Genomic DNA, 17,970 nt, shown 5'->3' on the forward strand with positions numbered 1-17,970 from the left:
GATATAAATTTGAATAATAAATATTATGAACACTGATAAACTAAATTTCATCTTCCCTTCAAAAACCAAAATGTTATCTTTTGGGTTGATGGCTGTTGGGCTGTTGCTCATCATTTTAATGTTTGCAATGGACAAAGGGAATGAAGCAGAACATTATCATGCCGGAACAAGAGCATGGAGTAACGTTTTTGTTGGTGCCTTTTTCTTTACCGCGCTCGCGTTGGCAGCTGCTTTCTTCTTAGGCCTTCAATATGCTGCAGAAGCCGGTTGGGCTACTACAGTTAAAAGAGTTATAGAAGCTGTAACCGCGTATTTAAAGTGGGGATTAAGCTTTATGTTACTTTTATTTATTTTAGGCCAATTGCATGTACATCATATTTATCATTGGATGGCCGATGGTATTGCAACTCCCGGACATGAAAATTACGATGATGTTATTGCTAATAAAATTGGTTATTTCGGGATTTTTTGGTGGATTAGAACAATCCTTTATATGATTGGTTGGTATTGGTTTACAATGAAATTATGTAAGAATTCAGAAGAGGCCGATAAGTTGGATATTGATGTAAATAACAGTTATCATTGGAAGAATGTAAAGTTGGGTGCTTGGTTTATGGTTTTATTCGCGGTAACTTCTTCAACCTCTTCCTGGGATTGGTTAATGAGTATTGATACGCACTGGTTTTCTACCTTGTACGGTTGGTACATATTTTCCGGAATGTGGATTAGCGCAATTATTGCCATCACCGTATTGGTTATTTGGTTAAAAAAATTAGGCTATTTAGAATTTGTAACAGAAAGTACAATTCACGATTTAGGAAAATGGATGTTTGCCATTTCATTCTTGTGGACCTATCTTTACTTCTCTCAATTTATGTTGATTTGGTATGCTGATATTCCTGAAGAAGTAATTTATTTCCAAACTCGTTGGGAAAGTTATAAAGCATTAATGTGGACCGTGTTCTTTATTAATTTTGCATTCCCTATGATAATGTTAATGAGTCGTGATAGTAAAAGAAATTTCTTTTTCTTAATGTTTATTGCAACTATCATTTTTGTTGGACATTATTTAGATTTGATTATGTGTGTGATGCCGGGAACAGTTGGACACGCTTGGACCGGATTAAGTTGGATGGAACTTGGGCCACTATTTTTCTTTTTGGGTTTATTTATTTATGTTGTTCTAACAGCATTGGCAAAGAAACCTTTAATGGTGAAAAATCATCCATATCTCCAAGAAAGTTTACATCATTCAACCTAAATAAAAGTTTTTAATCATATAATAGATAATAAAATAACAGCATATGAATTTCTTGATATTACTTTCAATACTACTTTTAATAATTGCGGGACATCAATTATTAAGAATAATTGAATTAAGCAGGTCTTTAAAAAAGACAACAGAATGGTACGTAACCGATAGAGATAATAACTTGATGGGGAAGGCCATGTTGTTGTTTGGTGTAATGTTTTTTGCCTTCTTTTTCTGGCAAGTTGATCGTTGGAATGAAAGATCACTTCCGCCGGCAGCTTCTGAACATGGCGCAAAAATTGACACACTTTGGGATTATAATATGTATTTGGTAACATTAGTTTTTATAATTGTAAATTCATTTTTGTTTTATTTTGCTTATAAATATCGTGGAAATAGCAAGGCAACTGCAAAATTTTTCGCTCATGATAATAGATTAGAAATGCTTTGGACAATTGTTCCCGCTGTAGTATTAGCTTTTGTAATCATTTTTGGATTAAAGTATTGGAATGAAATTACAGACGATGCAAAGGCTCCAAATAAGGTAATTGTTGAGCTTTATGCAAAACAATTTGACTGGACTGCAAGATATGCCGGTAAAGATGGAAAGTTAGGGTCGACAGATTATCGACAAATTTCAGGAACTAATGCTGTGGGTATAGATACAAATGACTTGAATGGATTTGATGATTTAATTGTAAAGAACGAGTTTCATGTTCCAATTGGCAGAGAAATAGAATTTCAGATTCGTTCTCGAGATGTAATTCACAGTGCTTATTTACCCCACTTTAGAGCGCAAATGAACGCTGTGCCCGGTATGATTACTTATTTCAAATTTATTCCTACTAAAACGACAACAGAAATGAGAAAAGATCCTTACACTATCAAAATGATGGAGGGAATTAATAAGCAGCGCGAGAAAGAAGGTAAAGAGCCTGTAATTTTTGATTACTTATTATTATGTAATAAAATTTGTGGAGCTTCTCATTTCAATATGCAAATGAATGTCATTGTTGACACGGAAGAAGATTACAATGCATGGGTGGCAAAGCAAAAAGCAATTAAAACTATAGCAGAAAAAAATTAATAAAATAAAACACAGATAGATATGGCATCTGATAGCAATTCGGCACTAGAAAAAGAACACTTAGCACATCACGATCATGCTCATGATCATCATGACGAGCACGAACAGAGTTTTGTGGCGAAGTATGTTTTTAGTCAAGATCATAAAATGATTTCTCGTCAGTTTTTAATTACTGCGGTTGTTATGGCAGTTGTAGCCATGACTATGTCAATTATCTTCCGTATGCAATTGGCCTGGCCCGGTGAAAAATTCGGATTTATTAATGCTATGCTAGGCGATAAATGGGGAAAAGATGGGATCCTAGACCCTAACATGTATTTAGCGCTTGTTACAATCCATGGCACTATCATGGTGTTTTTTGTACTCACTGGTGGGCTCAGTGGAACCTTTAGTAATTTATTAATCCCTTATCAAATTGGAGCACGTGATATGGCTTCCGGATTTTTAAATATGTTATCGTATTGGTTTTTCTTTGTATCAAGTGTTATTATGCTTGGTTCTTGTTTTATTGAAGATGGACCTGCTTCCGGTGGCTGGACAATTTATCCTCCACTTTCTGTAATTCCCGAAGCTATTCCCGGTTCCAGATTGGGAATGACGCTTTGGTTAATTTCAATGACCTTATTTGTTGTCTCAGCTTTATTAGGAGGATTAAATTATATCATTACCATAATAAACTTGAGAACAAAGGGTATGAAGATGACGAGAATGCCATTAACCATGTGGGCTTTTTTGATCACTGCAATAATTGGCGTACTTTCCTTCCCTGTTCTTGTATCCTGCGTATTATTATTAATAATGGATAGAGGATTTGGCACTTCGTTCTACTTGTCTGATATATATATTGGTGGTCGTCCATTAGAAGCGAGTGGAGGAAGTCCAATATTATTTGAACACTTATTTTGGTTTTTAGGTCATCCTGAAGTTTACATCGTATTACTTCCAGCATTAGGAATTACTTCAGAAATTATTGCAACACAATCTAGAAAACCAATATTTGGATATAGAGCCATGATAGGTTCTATGTTAGCTATTGCATTTTTGTCCTTTATTGTGTGGGGTCATCATATGTATATTACCGGTATGAGTCCTTTTCTTGGTTCCGTTTTTGTTTTTACTACTTTATTAATTGCAATTCCTTCGGCTGTTAAAGCATTTAATTATATTACAACATTGTGGAAAGGAAATATACAATACACTCCGGCCATGTTATTCTCTATCGGATTAGTATCATCATTTATTACAGGTGGAGTAACCGGAATTATATTAGCAGACTCTACCTTGGATATAAATGTACACGACACTTACTTTGTGGTTGCTCACTTCCACATTGTAATGGGACTTAGTGCTATTTTCGGAATGTTTGCAGGTGTGTATCATTGGTTCCCGAAATTGTTTTTGCGAATGATGAATAAAAAATTGGGGTATCTACACTTCTGGATTACTTTTTTAAGTGCCTATGGTGTGTTTTTTCCAATGCATTTTTTAGGATTAGCAGGAGTACCTAGAAGGTATTATACGAACAGTGAATTCCCTATGTTTGATAATTTAGTTGACATAAATGAAATTGTAACAATTGCGGCCATTATTGGTGCGTTGGGGCAAGTAGTTTTTCTATTCAACTTCTTTTATAGTATGTTCAGAGGTGAAAAAGCACCACAGAATCCATGGAACTCAAACTCTTTAGAATGGACTACTCCAATGGCTAACATCCATGGAAACTGGCCGGGTGAATTACCAACGGTACACCGTTGGGCCTATGATTATAGTAAGCCGGGTCACGCTAAAGATTTTATTCCTCAAACGGTTCCTCTTGAAGAAGGAGAACATGATGGTGGAGAGCACTAATTTTAAAAACCCTCATTAGAGGGTTTTTTTATGCGCAAAATAATGGAAAATGACTTTTTTGAGTTGGTGTACCAGGTAGTTCGATTAGTGCCAAAAGGTAGAGTAACCACTTATGGCGCAATTGCCAAGTATTTAGGGGCTCCAACATCTTCAAGAGTGGTTGGATATGCAATGAATGGTGCACATCATAAAACTCCTAAGGTGCCTGCACATCGTGTTGTGAATCGCAAGGGACTTTTAACCGGTAAGCATCACTTTGATAATCCTTTTCAGATGCAGGAATTATTGGAAAAAGAAAAAGTAAAAGTGCATAATGATGCAATAATAAACTTTGAAAATTTGTTTTGGGACCCGGCGAAAGAATTACAACTTTAAAGCTTACATTAAGCCGGAAACTAATCCGCCCATAATTGCCATACAAGCAATCCAAAATCCGGCATTAATCGCAATGTATTTGAAATTCTTCCTTTCAAATAACGCATTAACTCCAATAATTGGTAACGCAATCATAATACCACCAATGATGCCATGAAACGCGCCATGCTTAAATGTTCTGAAGTTGGTTCCGGTTTTTTCAAATATGGATTGAATAAACAAACCTGTTTCAGAATTAGGATCGTTTGCGCTAGCTTCATTTGCGAATAGTGAAAAAATATGCACTTGATGTATTGTAAGTGTAATCATTGCAAAAGCAATAAATAAGCTAAATAAATAAGTCAACCCAAAAATCAAAGCCATATTAGCACCTTTCATTTTGTCTTCTGTAATTGATGCAGCAGACATCCAGGCCTTGCCAAATACTTTAGGATTGTACCAAATAAAACCAAGGATTAGCGGAGTTACCGCTGCAACAAATGGAATGTAAAAGTGGAATTTCATATTGATTACTTTTAATTGTTTAACATAACTGGCATAACCAACATCAATACATCTTCGGCCGGATTAGCTTTATTGTTTGGTAAAATAATTCCGGCACGATTAGGTGCGCTCATTTCTAGTATAATTTCATCCGATTCTAAATTACTTACCATTTCAACCAAAAATCTAGAATTAAAACCAATTTCCATGTCTTCACCAACATAAGTACAAGTTAATGTTTCGTGACCTTCATTTGCAAAATCCAAATCTTCTGCACTTACTCTCAACTGACTTCCTGTTACTTTAACACGGATTTGGTGTGTAGCCTTATTTGAAAATACACTTACTCTTTTTAACGCACCTAAAAACGCACTTCTGTCTATTGTTAATTTGTTTGGATTTTGTTTTGGAATTACTGCTTCGTAGTTTGGATACTTACCATCAATTAAACGACAAATCAATTTAATATTCCCAAAGTTGAACAAGGCATTTGTTTTATTAAATTCAATTTTAACCGCATCATCAACGCCAGCCAATAATGTTTTTAAAACATGTAATGGTTTTTTAGGCATAATAAAACTTGCGGCTGTTCCTGCCTTTGCGTCATTACGCGTATAACGAACTAATTTATGAGCATCAGTAGCAACAAAAATAGTATTGTTTTCATTGAATTGACAAAACACACCGCTCATCACTGGTCGTAAGTCATCATTTCCTGTAGCAAAAATGGTTTTATTTATAGCATTTGCTAATACATCGCTTTTAATTACCATAGAAGTTTGCGACTCAAGCTTAGCCAATTTCGGATACTCTTCTCCCTTTTGCCCACTGATATTATAATCTCCTGTTTCCGTTTTTAGTTTTACAGACTGTTTAGTTTTATCTACAATAAACGAAATAGGCTGCTCTGGTAAATTGGATAAAGCTTCCATTAAGGTTTTAGCCGGAATGGCAATACTTCCGCTTTCGTTGGAATCTACTTTTATTGACGTGGTGATTGTTGTTTCCATATCACTTGCCGATAAAGTTAATTCACCTTTATGCAACTCAAAAAGAAAACAATCCAAAATAGGAATTGTGTTGTTTGTATTTAAAACGCCTCCAATAGCTTTTAAGTGTTTGAGGAGGGAAGAGGTTGATACTACAAAATTCATAAACTGAAATTAAAGTTTTACTTGTGAATGAGCCATTTGGCACAATAAACAAAATTAGTTGTACAGAGGGAAAGGACCCTTTTAATTAAGCTTAGTTTTAAGCTACTTTTTAACAGTTGCGGGTAAAAAATAATTGGAATTAATAAGCAGTTTACCAAATACAAAATTTTGAACCAGGGCCCATTCTTTGTCGTTTTCAAATCTTAAAAACATTCGGTCTGGATCATAGTCATACTTTACACCATGTTCCATCGCTAACATGGGTGAAGCTTTTTTGTAATAAAACTTATATGCAGACTGCCTAAAATTATTCTCGTTAACGGTTACAATTGCAAATGGCCCTACTTTGTGGAGAGAGTCCTCTAGTTTTTTATTTACGCCTGTAATTAATCCCTCATATTGTAGATTTTGAAAATAGGCAATGTATTGTTTCATTTTAAATTCATCAAAAGGCAATTGTTTGCCTTCTGAATCTAACAAAGAAAAGGTTTTGGTATCCGTAAGCTGAATTCCAAATGAGGAATCGGGTGATTGCGTGTATTTAACCGTGATGCTTTTAATCTGAGGAGGAATAAAATTAATAACCGTTCTGTCTCTCCACTCACTTTCTTTTGCGATATAACGCGGAATAAGATAACCAACAAAGCCGGGAATAAAACAAACAAAGGGTTCGTCAAAATTTTCACCGGAATCGATATCCGTTAAAAGCATGTACGACCCTTCTGAATCCGGAGTTTCATGTCCAATATAATATTGTTTAACCAACTCATCCCCATTATAAATTTCAATCTTTAAGGCACTTGAAGCCATAACTTTGATCACGTTATCCAATGCTTTTTTATTCACAGGCATTTTCACTTCAACATTCCGGATGGCTTCCATTAAGTTTAATATGGCATCCGTTCTGCAGGGGTACTTATCATTTACTATCCATCCGGATTTTGTTCTCTGTAAATTACTTTTATCACCTTCTTTATCGGCAATGAAAATTCTGGTAATGGAAGCGGTGTCCTTAATTTTAAAATCTCGAGCGGCACTGTCCACTGTGCTTGCTTTACCCTTTTTTTTGTAAATTATTATTGCGCAAATAATAGTGATACTAAAAACTGCCAATAATATTTTTGTAGATTTTTTACTCATCTTTTAAATTAAAATAACGGAGATAAAAAATTAGGGTTTACGAATAAAAGAAAATGAAGAACAGCTTACTTATATTCATTTCTCGAATCAAATAATGATCCGGATAAAACATTGTATCTTAAACTCACTTCAAATCCACCAAAATATTTTGTAGCTGTTCTGTAACCAGATACATTCATATCGTAAGACAACCCTATTGCTAAGTCGGCACGTTCAAAAATTATTTTATAAATAAACGCATCCTGACTTCTATAAAACAATCCTGCACCGATTGAATTTTCAGTTTTTTGTCCGGTTGTTTTTGTACCGGTTCTTGTACGGAATTTTATATAAGTACCTGTAACATATTCCCAAGCCTGATATTGCTTATTCACCATCAATGCGGGGGAGAAAGAAAATTTTGTGTCTTCAACATCTAATCTTGCACTTACCATATTGGTCCACCTAACCGGTAATTTATACTCACTGCCTGCCCAGAATTCTTGTGTTGGTCTGTTAATATGAAAGGCTCCAACAGAAACCATAACAGAAGTTACGTCGTCGTGGTCTTGATCTGTTTTAACTTTAGAATATCTCCAAGAAACACCAGTTCCAATGTCTGTGGTTGTAAATTGTCTGTATTTGCTTTCCTCACCACTATTTTTTTCCGGATTAATTATATTCCCGTCAAATTGAGAACCGTAAGATAAATTAGTATAAACTGCGCTAGTAGCATCCGCACCGGCATTAAACCCAACACTTAAGATGTTGTGCTTATTCAGTTTAAGGATACCGGAAATATTTAGTGTAGCATTAGTACGACTGATTTTGGCGGCACCTGCACGATCATTAAATAAAACAAAGCCAAGCCCTAAAAATGTTTTTCTTTTCTTAGACTTAAAAAGCCCACCGTCCATTGAAACTGCAGTAGTTTGGAATGGATTTCCCATCGCGGCCCATTGACTTCTATAATTTACAGAAGCACGAAAATATCCATCAAAAAAACCGGTATTTGCCGGACTCATGATTAATGGAGTTTCCATTACCTGAGAAAAATGAATATCCTGTGCTTTAACCTTTGCAGATAAAGTGAAAATTAAAACACCAATTGCTAAATAAATTTTTTTCATAGCTTTTAAAAACAACTATCGTAACAAAGTAACATTTCCTTTTAACATCTTCGGTTCGCCGTACACATTTTTATATGTAATTACATACGCATATACTCCGGTTTGAGCAATTCTGCTTTCGTAATAACCATCCCATCCTTTTTCAGGATCAGTGCTTCTAAATACTTCCTGGCCCCATCGATTCCAAATAATAAATTCATATTCGGTTACATGTAGCGCACTGCCTTGCGGCTTAAAAACATCATTATTAGCATCCCCGTTTGGAGTAAATCCGGTAGGCATCACAATATCGGATGTAATATCAGTAAAGTACGCAATCACTTCTTCATCTTGATTAAAATCAATGGCCACAGAATCTAAACTTAAAGGTGCCCCATGTTTAGTGACATGCCTTTTGAACTCCCAATGGTGAAATACATGTGTAGTAGAAGTTGGTATGGCTTTAAAATTCATTTGCGTTGTGTAATACTGACCTTGCCAAATATAATTCGGAAGCACAACTGTGTTTAATTTAACAACACCTGACTCGGGTGGATAAACATCAACTTTAATACTATAAGGGGTTTGAGATCCATAACAAGTACCAGGTGAACCAAGGGCATTTTTCATGAACTCGCAACGCTTTTCAATTATCCTTCTTAGCCGAACCGTATTCGTATCATAATCTCCCATTACACTCGAAAAGGTGCTGGTAGGTAGTGAACTCGGATCTTCCTGAAAGCGTAACTCTTTTTGAAATAATTCAACCACGCAATCGTAATGAGCTAATATATTTTCACACTTAAATGCGCCGTTTAATAAATCCATATAACGGTTCTTGTATTCCAACTGAAAAGCCTTGTTTCCGGTTACCGGATGCATCAGGAAACTTAAAATTCTTCCGTGTCCATTTCCAGCTAAGGGGCTGGGATTATAAGGAGCAGTATAAGATGCACATGGAGATGTAAACGGACTATTATACATTAAAGTATTGGTGTTTATGGCTGTGAAATTTAAAACAGAAGGCATATTCCATAAATAATAATGCCATCTTTCACCTTGATGCGCCTGACTTAAGCCTCTTCCAAAAGCAATATTGTTATTCCAAATATCACTGTTCATCATATAGCTGTTTACAATATGATAATCAATAAAACTGTTTTTATCCAAGCGCGACATTAAAGTGTTATAAAATGTTTGTCCACCCATAGCACCGGAATACTGAGCAGCATAATCATAAACTTCTTTTTTGAAACGGTCTAAAGGATTATTGAACGGAAAAGCAGTTCGGTAATCTTCTTCAAAATGTTCAACATAGGAATCTACCCCCTGATGATATCTTTGCAAATAAATGGAATCACGTGGTTGTCCTTTATAATAACTCGTATAATACCAATCGTAAACCTCACGCAAATTAAATGCTCCCTGATACATACCATTGATAAATAATATCATTGGTTTCATATGCAGTGGGTTTACATCCAAATTATATTTGATCGCTAAAGATTGCAAAAATACATCTCGTATTCCTGTTCCACCTGAACTCATGGGAGTTATATCACCATTTTTTCGAGAATGACTTTCGTAATCTCCGGAATGAACATGTAATGTTGGGAATATTGTTCGGCTAGAGGTACCTAAACATGCATTATTGAAAATTTTACCTTCAAAATTACAGCCAAATCCTCTTCGATCATCAATGTTTACATAAAACCCTCTTTGACCGGTTGCCCAGGCTTCTTGTATGGGTTTGTGAATTGCGCCATAACCTTCAGTCCACTGTGTTTTATTATCAAAGTATTCAACGTGTACTGTAGGGTCATAAGCAGCGGGTGATCTGAACCAATTGGTATCGGTGCAGCCCATAGTTACGGCCATCACACTAAATCTTGGATCAAGGTTATCTAAACTTCCGTTAATGTCTGAGAAATAGGTATTGGTTTGACAAAAACTTGGTAAATAGTTTGGAAGATTTGGCAAGCAATAACTTTTATAAGCTAAGGTAGGATCACAAGATCCGGCAGGCAATTTCGGAAAAGTCATAGCCCTAACCACCATATTATCTAAGATAATTAAAGGGTTTGCTCCGCATAAACCGGGATTAGTATACGTGTAAACCGGATCGGTATATGTGGGTATACAACCATTAGTAGTGTAATGTATTTCGTAACAATTAAGGGTATCCGAACTATCGTATGGATTTTGTTTATCCGTTAAAAACATATCTAAAGATTGACCAATTTGTCCCCATCCTGCCTGTGGAGTAAAGGTTGGCATAGGTAAATAATCAATATAATAACCCGCCGGAGGATTTGCTAAGCTAAAGGAGTGCGCGGTGAACACTCTCCATCCGCCAACGCCCATAACATTTTTATCAACGCGCCCACGGGTATGACCTGCCATTGTTTTTTGAACAAAAACCGAATCACGAATAACACCATTGGGCGTTGTTAAAATCAACCATTGATTTTTACATTGATCGATATTAAAGCTAGAGTGATAGAACCAATTATTTCCGATTTGACGAGCTTCATTTTTTCCGGTTAAATAAACAATCCCAATTTTGTCAACGCCCAACGTAAATGTTGCCGGAAATTGCCATTTATACAGGTTATTTCTGTCGTTACTTAAAAAATATCCCCCGAGTGATACAGAGAAGGTGTGATTATTTAAAATCTCAACCCAATCACTTTTTACCCCATAGTTATCGGAAATGACATAGTTACCCATACTGTATTCATTCAATACAATAGCAATACTATTTGAAATTTGTGCGTTTGATTTGTTATAAAACCCCGATAAGGTAAGTATCGCAACTACTAAAATTAAGCCTTTTTTGACCATATTGTCACTAAAAATTTAGTTAATAGACTAAGAATCCAAATATAGTAATTAAGTACGTAATAAAACAGCAAATCGTTGGATAAAAGGGCAGATTTGTTAAATTAAATTTGTTAATAGATATCTCTAAATCTGTACCTTTACACTCCTTCAGTTTTATGAGCGATTTTATCCATCATGAATGCGGAGTAGCATTGGTAAGGCTACTTAAACCGCTTGATTTTTATAAAGAAAAGTACGGTTCAGCCCGGTATGGTCTTCATAAGCTCTACCAGCTGATGGAAAAAATGATAAACCGGGGTCAAGATGGGGCAGGAATAGCTACAATAAAACTAGATGCTATTCCGGGCACCACTTATATTGACCGAATGCGCTCCACCGAACATAAGGCTACACAGGATATTTTTGGCCAAATCAATGAATTATTCACGAAAGCACAGCAAAAGCACCCCGAATCTTACAAAAAAGCACAATGGCAAAAACAAAACATTCCCTTTTGCGGCGAATTAATGTTAGGCCATTTAAGATATGGAACTTTTGGCCATAATAGCGTGCACAGTTGCCATCCATTCCGCCGCCAAAATAATTGGATGAGTAGGAATTTAGTGGTTGCCGGAAATTTTAATCTCACAAATGTGGAAGAACTTTTCGGTCATTTAGTAGAATTAGGTCAGCATCCCCGAGAAGTAACAGATACGGTAACTGTAATGGAAAAAATCGGACATTTTTTAGATAAAGAGAACGACCGATTATTTAAAGTACATAAGGAAGCAGGGCATGAAAATGCTGAAATCAGTAAGCTAATACAACGCGATATTGATGTCAATTCTATTTTAACAGAGAGTAGTAAAAAATGGGATGGAGGTTATGTGATGTGTGGATTAATCGGACATGGAGACGCGTTTGTATTAAGAGATCCCAACGGAATTCGACCTGCATTTTATTATCAAGACGAGGAAATTGTAGTAGTGGCCAGTGAACGACCGGTTATTCAAACCGTTTTTAATGTTACTATTGATAAGGTGAAGGAAATGAAACCGGGGCATGCCGTAATTATTAAAAAAAATGGTCAAGTAAGTGAAGAAAAAATTATTGAACCGGGAGAAAAGAAAGCTTGTTCATTTGAACGCATTTATTTTAGTAGAGGAAACGATGCTGATATTTACAATGAGCGTATACAATTGGGCAAAAACTTAACGGAATCTGTTTTGAAAAGTGTAAATTATGATTTGGACTCTACTGTTTTCAGTTACATTCCCAATACGGCAGAGCTTGCTTTTGGCGGTTTGGTAGAAGGAATTAAACAACACAATGATTTAACACGAATTGGAAATATTTTAAAAATGAAAGGGGAATTGAGCCAGACTGATCTTAAAAAAGTACTGGATCAACGTGCAAGAGTACACAAGGTGGTTTTAAAAGACGCAAAACAAAGAACCTTTATAACAAACGATGAAAGCAGGGATAGCCTAGTTAATCTGGTTTATGATATTACCTATGGAACCGTTCGAAAAGGAAAAGATACTTTAGTTGTTTTAGATGATAGCATTGTTAGAGGAACTACCTTGAAAAAAAGCATTTTGAAAATTTTAGATAGACTGGGTCCAAAGAAAATCATTGTTGTAAGTTCAGCTCCTCAGATTCGCTTTCCTGATTGTTACGGTATTGATATGGCTGTATTAAATAAATTTATCGCTTTTGAAGCCACCATTTCACTACTCAGAAAAAAAGGAAAAGAGAATTTTCTGGAAGAAATTTATGAAAAAGCTTTAGTGGAGTTTGAAAAACCTAAGGAAGACCAAATTAATGTTGTGAAGGAACTTTATGCCACTTTTTCAGTGGAGGAAATCTCAAAAGAGATTGCCGCATTAATTAAGCCAAAAGATTTAAACGCAGATTTAGAAATCATTTATCAAAGCATTGAAGGATTGCATAATGCCTGCCCAAATCATACCGGTGATTGGTACTTTACCGGAAATTATCCAACTCCCGGAGGAAACCGCGTTAGCAATAAGGCATTTATTAATTTCATGCAAGGCAAGAATATCAGAGCCTATTAGTAAGTACGAAGTTAGAATGGAGAAGTAAGAAGTTAAGCTAGTGAAGTTAGCCTATTTATTGGTTATTCGCCTATAGTAATTCGGACTTGCATATTAATAATTCCTGTATTTTGTGGTTAAGGAAAAGATGTGAGTCAATAATTCTTTTTCCGTTTCGTTAAATTTTAGACCTCTTCTGGCAAATACTTTTTCAGCGGTTTCAAATAATTTTTCGGGCTTGTAAGTTTCACTTTCATCAGCTCCGCCCCAATAAAAAGAAGGTATATGGGTTGGCGGAAATCCACCGCCAAATATATTGGCTCCAACACCAACAACAGTTCCGGTATTTAGCATGGTATTAATTCCTGTTTTGGAATGATCGCCCATAATTAAACCGCAAAATTGCAGTCCGGTATCCGTCATTTTCTCATTCAAATAATTGAAAATTTTCACATTGGCATAGTTGTTTTTCAAATTACTGCTATTCGTATCTGCACCTAAATTACACCATTCTCCAATCACTGAATTTCCAATAAATCCATCATGCGCTTTGTTGGTATAGCCAAAAATCACACAATTATTTACTTCACCTCCTATTTTGCTATGTGGACCAATAGATGTAGGACCGTAAATTTTTGTATTCAGTTTTAAGGCGCTATGTTCACCTAAATAAAACGGCCCACGTATGGCACTGCCCTCCATTATTTCCGCTTCCTTCGCTACATATACCGGTCCACTATGGGTGTTAATTGTACAAGCTTCGGCAACAACTCCTTTTTCAAAAAAAACTTGCGAGCGTTTCCCAATTATTTTTACGCTACTTTTTATAGGCGCACTTTTTTTGCCTTTGGTTAAGAATTTAAAATCCTCCTGAATAGCTTCCCCGTTTTTTCTGAATATGTCACAAATATTTTCCAGATACAAGAGCGTGCCTTTGAATTGTTTTTGAATTAGTTTATTGGAACGGTTAATATTTTCAATGTTGCCGTTAAATGCAATTAAAGTTTGGTTTTGAAATAAAGCCTCGTTTTTATTTAATTTTTTAATTTCTTTAACCAATGCATCATTCGGACAAATATTAGAGCTGATGAAGATGCCGGAATCGGTTTGAGGAAACGGAAATTTGTTTGATAAATAAGTTTGAGAGTATACCCGGCATTTAAGTTTCAAGTATTTTTCCCATTTTTCACGAATAGTTAAAATACCGAATCGAATATCAGCAATAGGGCGGGTGTATGTAAGCGGCAAAAATTCTTTCCATTTTCTCTCGCTGTCAAACAAAACAAATTCCATGTGTCAATAATTACCCTAAAAGTAATAAAAACCAAACAATTTGAGCAGTATATTTCTAATTGATAAATTTGTGCCATGAAAAAGATTCTAATAATAGGTGCCGGAAGGTCGGCGGTGTGTTTAATTGAGTATTTACTGAGGGCTTCCGATACCTACGGGTTTTCTGTAACCGTTGCAGATTCTGACTTGACATTAGCCAAACGAAGGGTGGCTGACTTTTCGAATGGAAAAGCAATGAGTTTAAATATTTTGGAATCAGAACAAAGAAGAGACACTATAAAAAAGCATGATTTTATAATTTCAATGTTACCCGCTCATTTGCATATGGAAGTGGCTCTGGATTGTTTAACCTTTGGTAAACATTTGGCAACGGCCAGTTATGTAAGTGAAGGCATGAAAAAATTGAATGACGAAATAAAAAGGAAGAATTTATTTTTTTTAAATGAATGTGGATTGGATCCAGGAATAGACCATGCAAGCGCCATGAAAATAATTGATCATTTACATGATGAAGGAGCGGTTATTCACACCTTTAAATCTTATTGCGGCGGCTTGGTAGCGCCTGAAAGTAATGATAATCCCTGGGGTTATAAGTTTAGCTGGAATCCGAGAAACGTTATATTGGCCGGACAAGGTGTTGCGCAATACTTATTAAACGGAGAAATGCGTTTTATTCCCTATAATCGTTTATTTACGCAAACAGAACAAGTAGAAGTAGATGGATTTGGGCAATTTGATGCATATGCAAACAGAGATAGTTTAAGTTATATTGAAAGTTACCAATTGCAGGGCGTACAAACAATGCTAAGAGGTACCTTGAGAAATGTTGGTTATTGTAAGGCCTGGAATGTGTTTGTGAAATTGGGATTAACCGATGATAGTATAGTTTTTAACGGTATGAAAGGGAAACGTTTTGCCGATTTATTAATCGCTTTTTTACCGGAAGAAGGCCTGAGCCTAAAAGAATCGCTTCGAAAATTTATGGGTATTGAATACGATTCAAAAACAGAAGAAATGCTGGGTTATTTAGAACTTTTTGGTGATAAAGTTATTGAGATTGATAAGGGAACGCCCGCGCAAATTTTGCAATCTTTATTGGAAGAAAAATGGAAGCTCAACGATCACGATAAGGATATGATTGTTTTAAAGCATGAATTTGGATTTACTAAAAACGGAAAAGAAGGTAAAATTGAATCTTCATTAGGGTTGCTCGGAAAAGATAATGATCAAACGGCTATGGCCCAAACGGTGGGCTTACCTTTAGCCATTTGCGTAAAAAATTTCTTAACCAATAAAATAAAAAGTACAGGAATACAAATTCCAACCACAAAAGAAATTTACATACCCTTATTAGCAGAGTTGGAAACTTTTGGTATCCGCTTTAATGAAAAGAAGGAAGTGAAGGAATAGATTTGCGAATTATTGACCACCTCTCATGGCTTTCATTTTATCCATGTATTCGGTATAACTCATCATTTTAAAACCTTCGGTGTTGGCTTTAAAAACTGAATCATCAATTAAGTCAGTATTCACTTCGGTAGCAACCATTACCACCTTCATGTCCATTCCACCTTGATTTTGTGAGGCCTCAATCGATAAGGGATAACCTTTTAAATCACCAAAATCCATGCCTCTGCCCGACATACCTTTTGAATGTTTATCCGGCGATTTTAGTTTATCTGTTACCCAAAGCGTAACCTTGTTTTCTTTTTTATCTTTTTTGTCAATTACGGTTACAATAGCTTTTGTACACTCATAACCGGCAATTGTTTTTTTGTCATTAGTATATTCAATATTTGGTTTATTATCAGATTTATTTTTTTTGTCTTCCGCTTCTAATTCTTCTTTGGTCATGGTATAACCAGTTTTATTTCCCATCTGATCGCTTAATGAAGTAAGCGTAGTTCCATCAAAATAATTTACATTACTGCCCATCATGCCAACGGTTTCCTGCTTGTGTTTTTCGCCTTTTGAGTAACTGGTAATTTCGTTATCACCAAATCCAGCATATTCAGGAGGTAAACCTTCTATTTTCATACTCATTTTAACAGTGAAACAATCCTGAGCTAAAGCTACTGTTGCCATAAAGGCTAAAATTGAACTAAAAATTATTTTTTTCATTTTCTTTTTTATTAATTCTTTATCAAATATAAGGCCGTGAATTTTTGTTTGATGTTAAATAAATTTAAATTGAAAGCTTATTGCCAGCTATCAAATAGTTTCTGCATTTCCTCTTTGCTTACAATTTTTAAAGATGCGGGAATATCAAATGTATTATCAGGAATTTCATTATGCACAAATGTTTTAGCTATAAAATGCATTTCAAGGCCCATTTTTTTTGCGCGATAATCCATTAACATACCTTTTACCTGGTGATAGGGATTTAACTTATTGCAATTAACCATTCCTAAATCTTTGGTATACCAGGCTTCAAACTTAACGTCAGGATTTTTGGCCATAGACACATTCAGTTTAATACAATTTAATCCGGCAATTTTTTTGGTTTCTTTGGTTTCTTCTATTATCAATTCGTATTCGCTATTATCTTTTGCAATTTCACTTTCTTTTTCAATGCATGCCTGTTTAATATCTAAAAAGCGTACAGTTTGGGCAATTGTTTGTGCTTTAGTGTCACCAATAATGGCTGTATTAAACATGCCCATGGTGCTCATTTCCATGCAAAATTTATCGCCTTTAAATTTTAAGGTAGCTGAGCTGGGTGCAAGTCCATAAAATGGGTGTTTTTCATCCACGCCTTTGGAATCAAATTCAATAGTACCTTCCTCGGCTGCGCCTTCCTTTTCCGGTTTACAGAAATTGAAAAATAAAAGCAGTCCTGAAAGGACAAAAAATTTAAGAATATTTGAAGCTCTAATAATAATACAAAAGCTTAAAAATAGAGATAATTTCTTAATAATAAAATAAGAAAGCCACTCTTTTTAGAAGCGGCTATAATCTGTTTAGATTTGGTAAAATAGTAGTATTTGATCAGCGAACGGTAACTGCTTTTTCAACGGTTTCGCCTTCTTCTAACTTAATAATTCCTGTACCATTATAGGTTTTAGTTCCTATTTTAGTAGTAGCTCTTATATCGTAAATAGCAGGCAATTTAAAAGTGAATTTAACTTTTCCGTCAGCATCTGTATCCCCGCTGGCTTTAACATCTGCAACCACAGTGCCCCCGTTTGAAGTACGTACTATGGCGAAAAGCTGCACGTTAACATTTCCAAAACTGTTCCCGGATGAATCAACACAATGAACAGTGGCCACGCAATCGGTCTTTTTTCGGCATGCCGTGTTAGTAAATAACATGCATGAAAGTAAAAATCCTGCTACGATTAGAAGCAATGGTTTCATAGATAATTTTTTG

At 35.4% G+C, this 17,970-nt stretch carries 15 protein-coding genes; 6 read left to right on the top strand and 9 right to left on the bottom strand.

Annotation, left to right across the window (positions count from 1 at the left end):
- Positions 1-88: 88 nt before the first annotated feature.
- Genes IPM51_16515 through IPM51_16530 form a run of 4 tightly spaced genes read left to right on the top strand, consistent with a single transcriptional unit; the run spans position 89 to position 4,562 of the window.
- Positions 89-1,261 carry a quinol:cytochrome C oxidoreductase gene (locus IPM51_16515; GenBank protein ID MBK9285900.1) on the top strand — a complete coding sequence of 391 codons (1,173 nt, stop codon included), beginning with the start codon at positions 89-91 and terminating at the stop codon, positions 1,259-1,261.
- Between the two features lie 43 nt (positions 1,262-1,304).
- The gene (locus tag IPM51_16520) at positions 1,305-2,339 is read left to right on the top strand and encodes a cytochrome c oxidase subunit II (GenBank protein ID MBK9285901.1); all 1,035 of its coding nucleotides are present in this window, start codon (positions 1,305-1,307) and stop codon (positions 2,337-2,339) included.
- A gap of 21 nt (positions 2,340-2,360) precedes the next feature.
- Positions 2,361-4,187: a cbb3-type cytochrome c oxidase subunit I gene (locus tag IPM51_16525; protein ID MBK9285902.1), complete on the top strand. Its 1,827-nt coding sequence runs from the start codon at positions 2,361-2,363 to the stop codon at positions 4,185-4,187.
- A gap of 30 nt (positions 4,188-4,217) precedes the next feature.
- The gene (locus IPM51_16530; GenBank protein MBK9285903.1) at positions 4,218-4,562 is read left to right on the top strand and encodes an MGMT family protein; all 345 of its coding nucleotides are present in this window, start codon (positions 4,218-4,220) and stop codon (positions 4,560-4,562) included.
- 3 nt (positions 4,563-4,565) lie between these two features.
- Here the strand turns inward: IPM51_16530 and IPM51_16535 are convergent, their stop codons facing one another.
- The 5 genes from IPM51_16535 to IPM51_16555 form a co-directional block, all read right to left on the bottom strand.
- Complete coding sequence (locus IPM51_16535) at positions 4,566-5,066, bottom strand: DUF1761 domain-containing protein (GenBank protein MBK9285904.1); 501 nt, start codon at positions 5,064-5,066, stop codon at positions 4,566-4,568.
- Between the two features lie 11 nt (positions 5,067-5,077).
- Positions 5,078-6,199 (bottom strand): DNA polymerase III subunit beta, encoded by a 1,122-nt coding sequence (gene dnaN, locus IPM51_16540; protein MBK9285905.1) that lies wholly within the window; start codon positions 6,197-6,199, stop codon positions 5,078-5,080.
- A gap of 102 nt (positions 6,200-6,301) precedes the next feature.
- Positions 6,302-7,339, bottom strand: coding sequence for a DUF4340 domain-containing protein (locus IPM51_16545; GenBank protein MBK9285906.1), 1,038 nt, complete (start codon positions 7,337-7,339; stop codon positions 6,302-6,304).
- Between the two features lie 65 nt (positions 7,340-7,404).
- Positions 7,405-8,448, bottom strand: coding sequence for a PorP/SprF family type IX secretion system membrane protein (locus IPM51_16550; GenBank protein MBK9285907.1), 1,044 nt, complete (start codon positions 8,446-8,448; stop codon positions 7,405-7,407).
- Positions 8,449-8,463: 15 nt separating this feature from the next.
- On the bottom strand, positions 8,464-11,271 hold the full coding sequence (locus IPM51_16555) for a gliding motility-associated C-terminal domain-containing protein (GenBank protein MBK9285908.1): 2,808 nt from the start codon (positions 11,269-11,271) through the stop codon (positions 8,464-8,466).
- 155 nt (positions 11,272-11,426) lie between these two features.
- On the opposite strand from IPM51_16555, the gene IPM51_16560 reads away from it, so the two are divergent.
- Complete coding sequence (locus IPM51_16560) at positions 11,427-13,328, top strand: amidophosphoribosyltransferase (GenBank protein MBK9285909.1); 1,902 nt, start codon at positions 11,427-11,429, stop codon at positions 13,326-13,328.
- A 93-nt stretch (positions 13,329-13,421) separates the two neighbouring features.
- Here the strand turns inward: IPM51_16560 and IPM51_16565 are convergent, their stop codons facing one another.
- Complete coding sequence (locus IPM51_16565; protein ID MBK9285910.1) at positions 13,422-14,600, bottom strand: GlmU family protein; 1,179 nt, start codon at positions 14,598-14,600, stop codon at positions 13,422-13,424.
- A 75-nt stretch (positions 14,601-14,675) separates the two neighbouring features.
- Between IPM51_16565 and IPM51_16570 the strand changes: the two genes are divergently transcribed.
- Positions 14,676-16,010, top strand: coding sequence for a saccharopine dehydrogenase NADP-binding domain-containing protein (locus tag IPM51_16570; protein MBK9285911.1), 1,335 nt, complete (start codon positions 14,676-14,678; stop codon positions 16,008-16,010).
- Positions 16,011-16,019: 9 nt separating this feature from the next.
- Here IPM51_16570 and IPM51_16575 read toward each other — a convergent pair whose 3' ends face one another.
- The 3 genes from IPM51_16575 to IPM51_16585 form a co-directional block, all read right to left on the bottom strand.
- The gene (locus IPM51_16575) at positions 16,020-16,721 is read right to left on the bottom strand and encodes a hypothetical protein (protein MBK9285912.1); all 702 of its coding nucleotides are present in this window, start codon (positions 16,719-16,721) and stop codon (positions 16,020-16,022) included.
- A gap of 77 nt (positions 16,722-16,798) precedes the next feature.
- A complete protein-coding gene (locus IPM51_16580; GenBank protein ID MBK9285913.1) occupies positions 16,799-17,353 on the bottom strand; it encodes a hypothetical protein in 555 nt (184 codons plus the stop codon).
- Between the two features lie 235 nt (positions 17,354-17,588).
- Positions 17,589-17,957: a hypothetical protein gene (locus tag IPM51_16585; protein MBK9285914.1), complete on the bottom strand. Its 369-nt coding sequence runs from the start codon at positions 17,955-17,957 to the stop codon at positions 17,589-17,591.
- Positions 17,958-17,970 lie beyond the last annotated feature (13 nt).

The organism is Sphingobacteriaceae bacterium (assembly GCA_016715905.1).
Taxonomy (GTDB): domain Bacteria; phylum Bacteroidota; class Bacteroidia; order B-17B0; family Aurantibacillaceae; genus Aurantibacillus.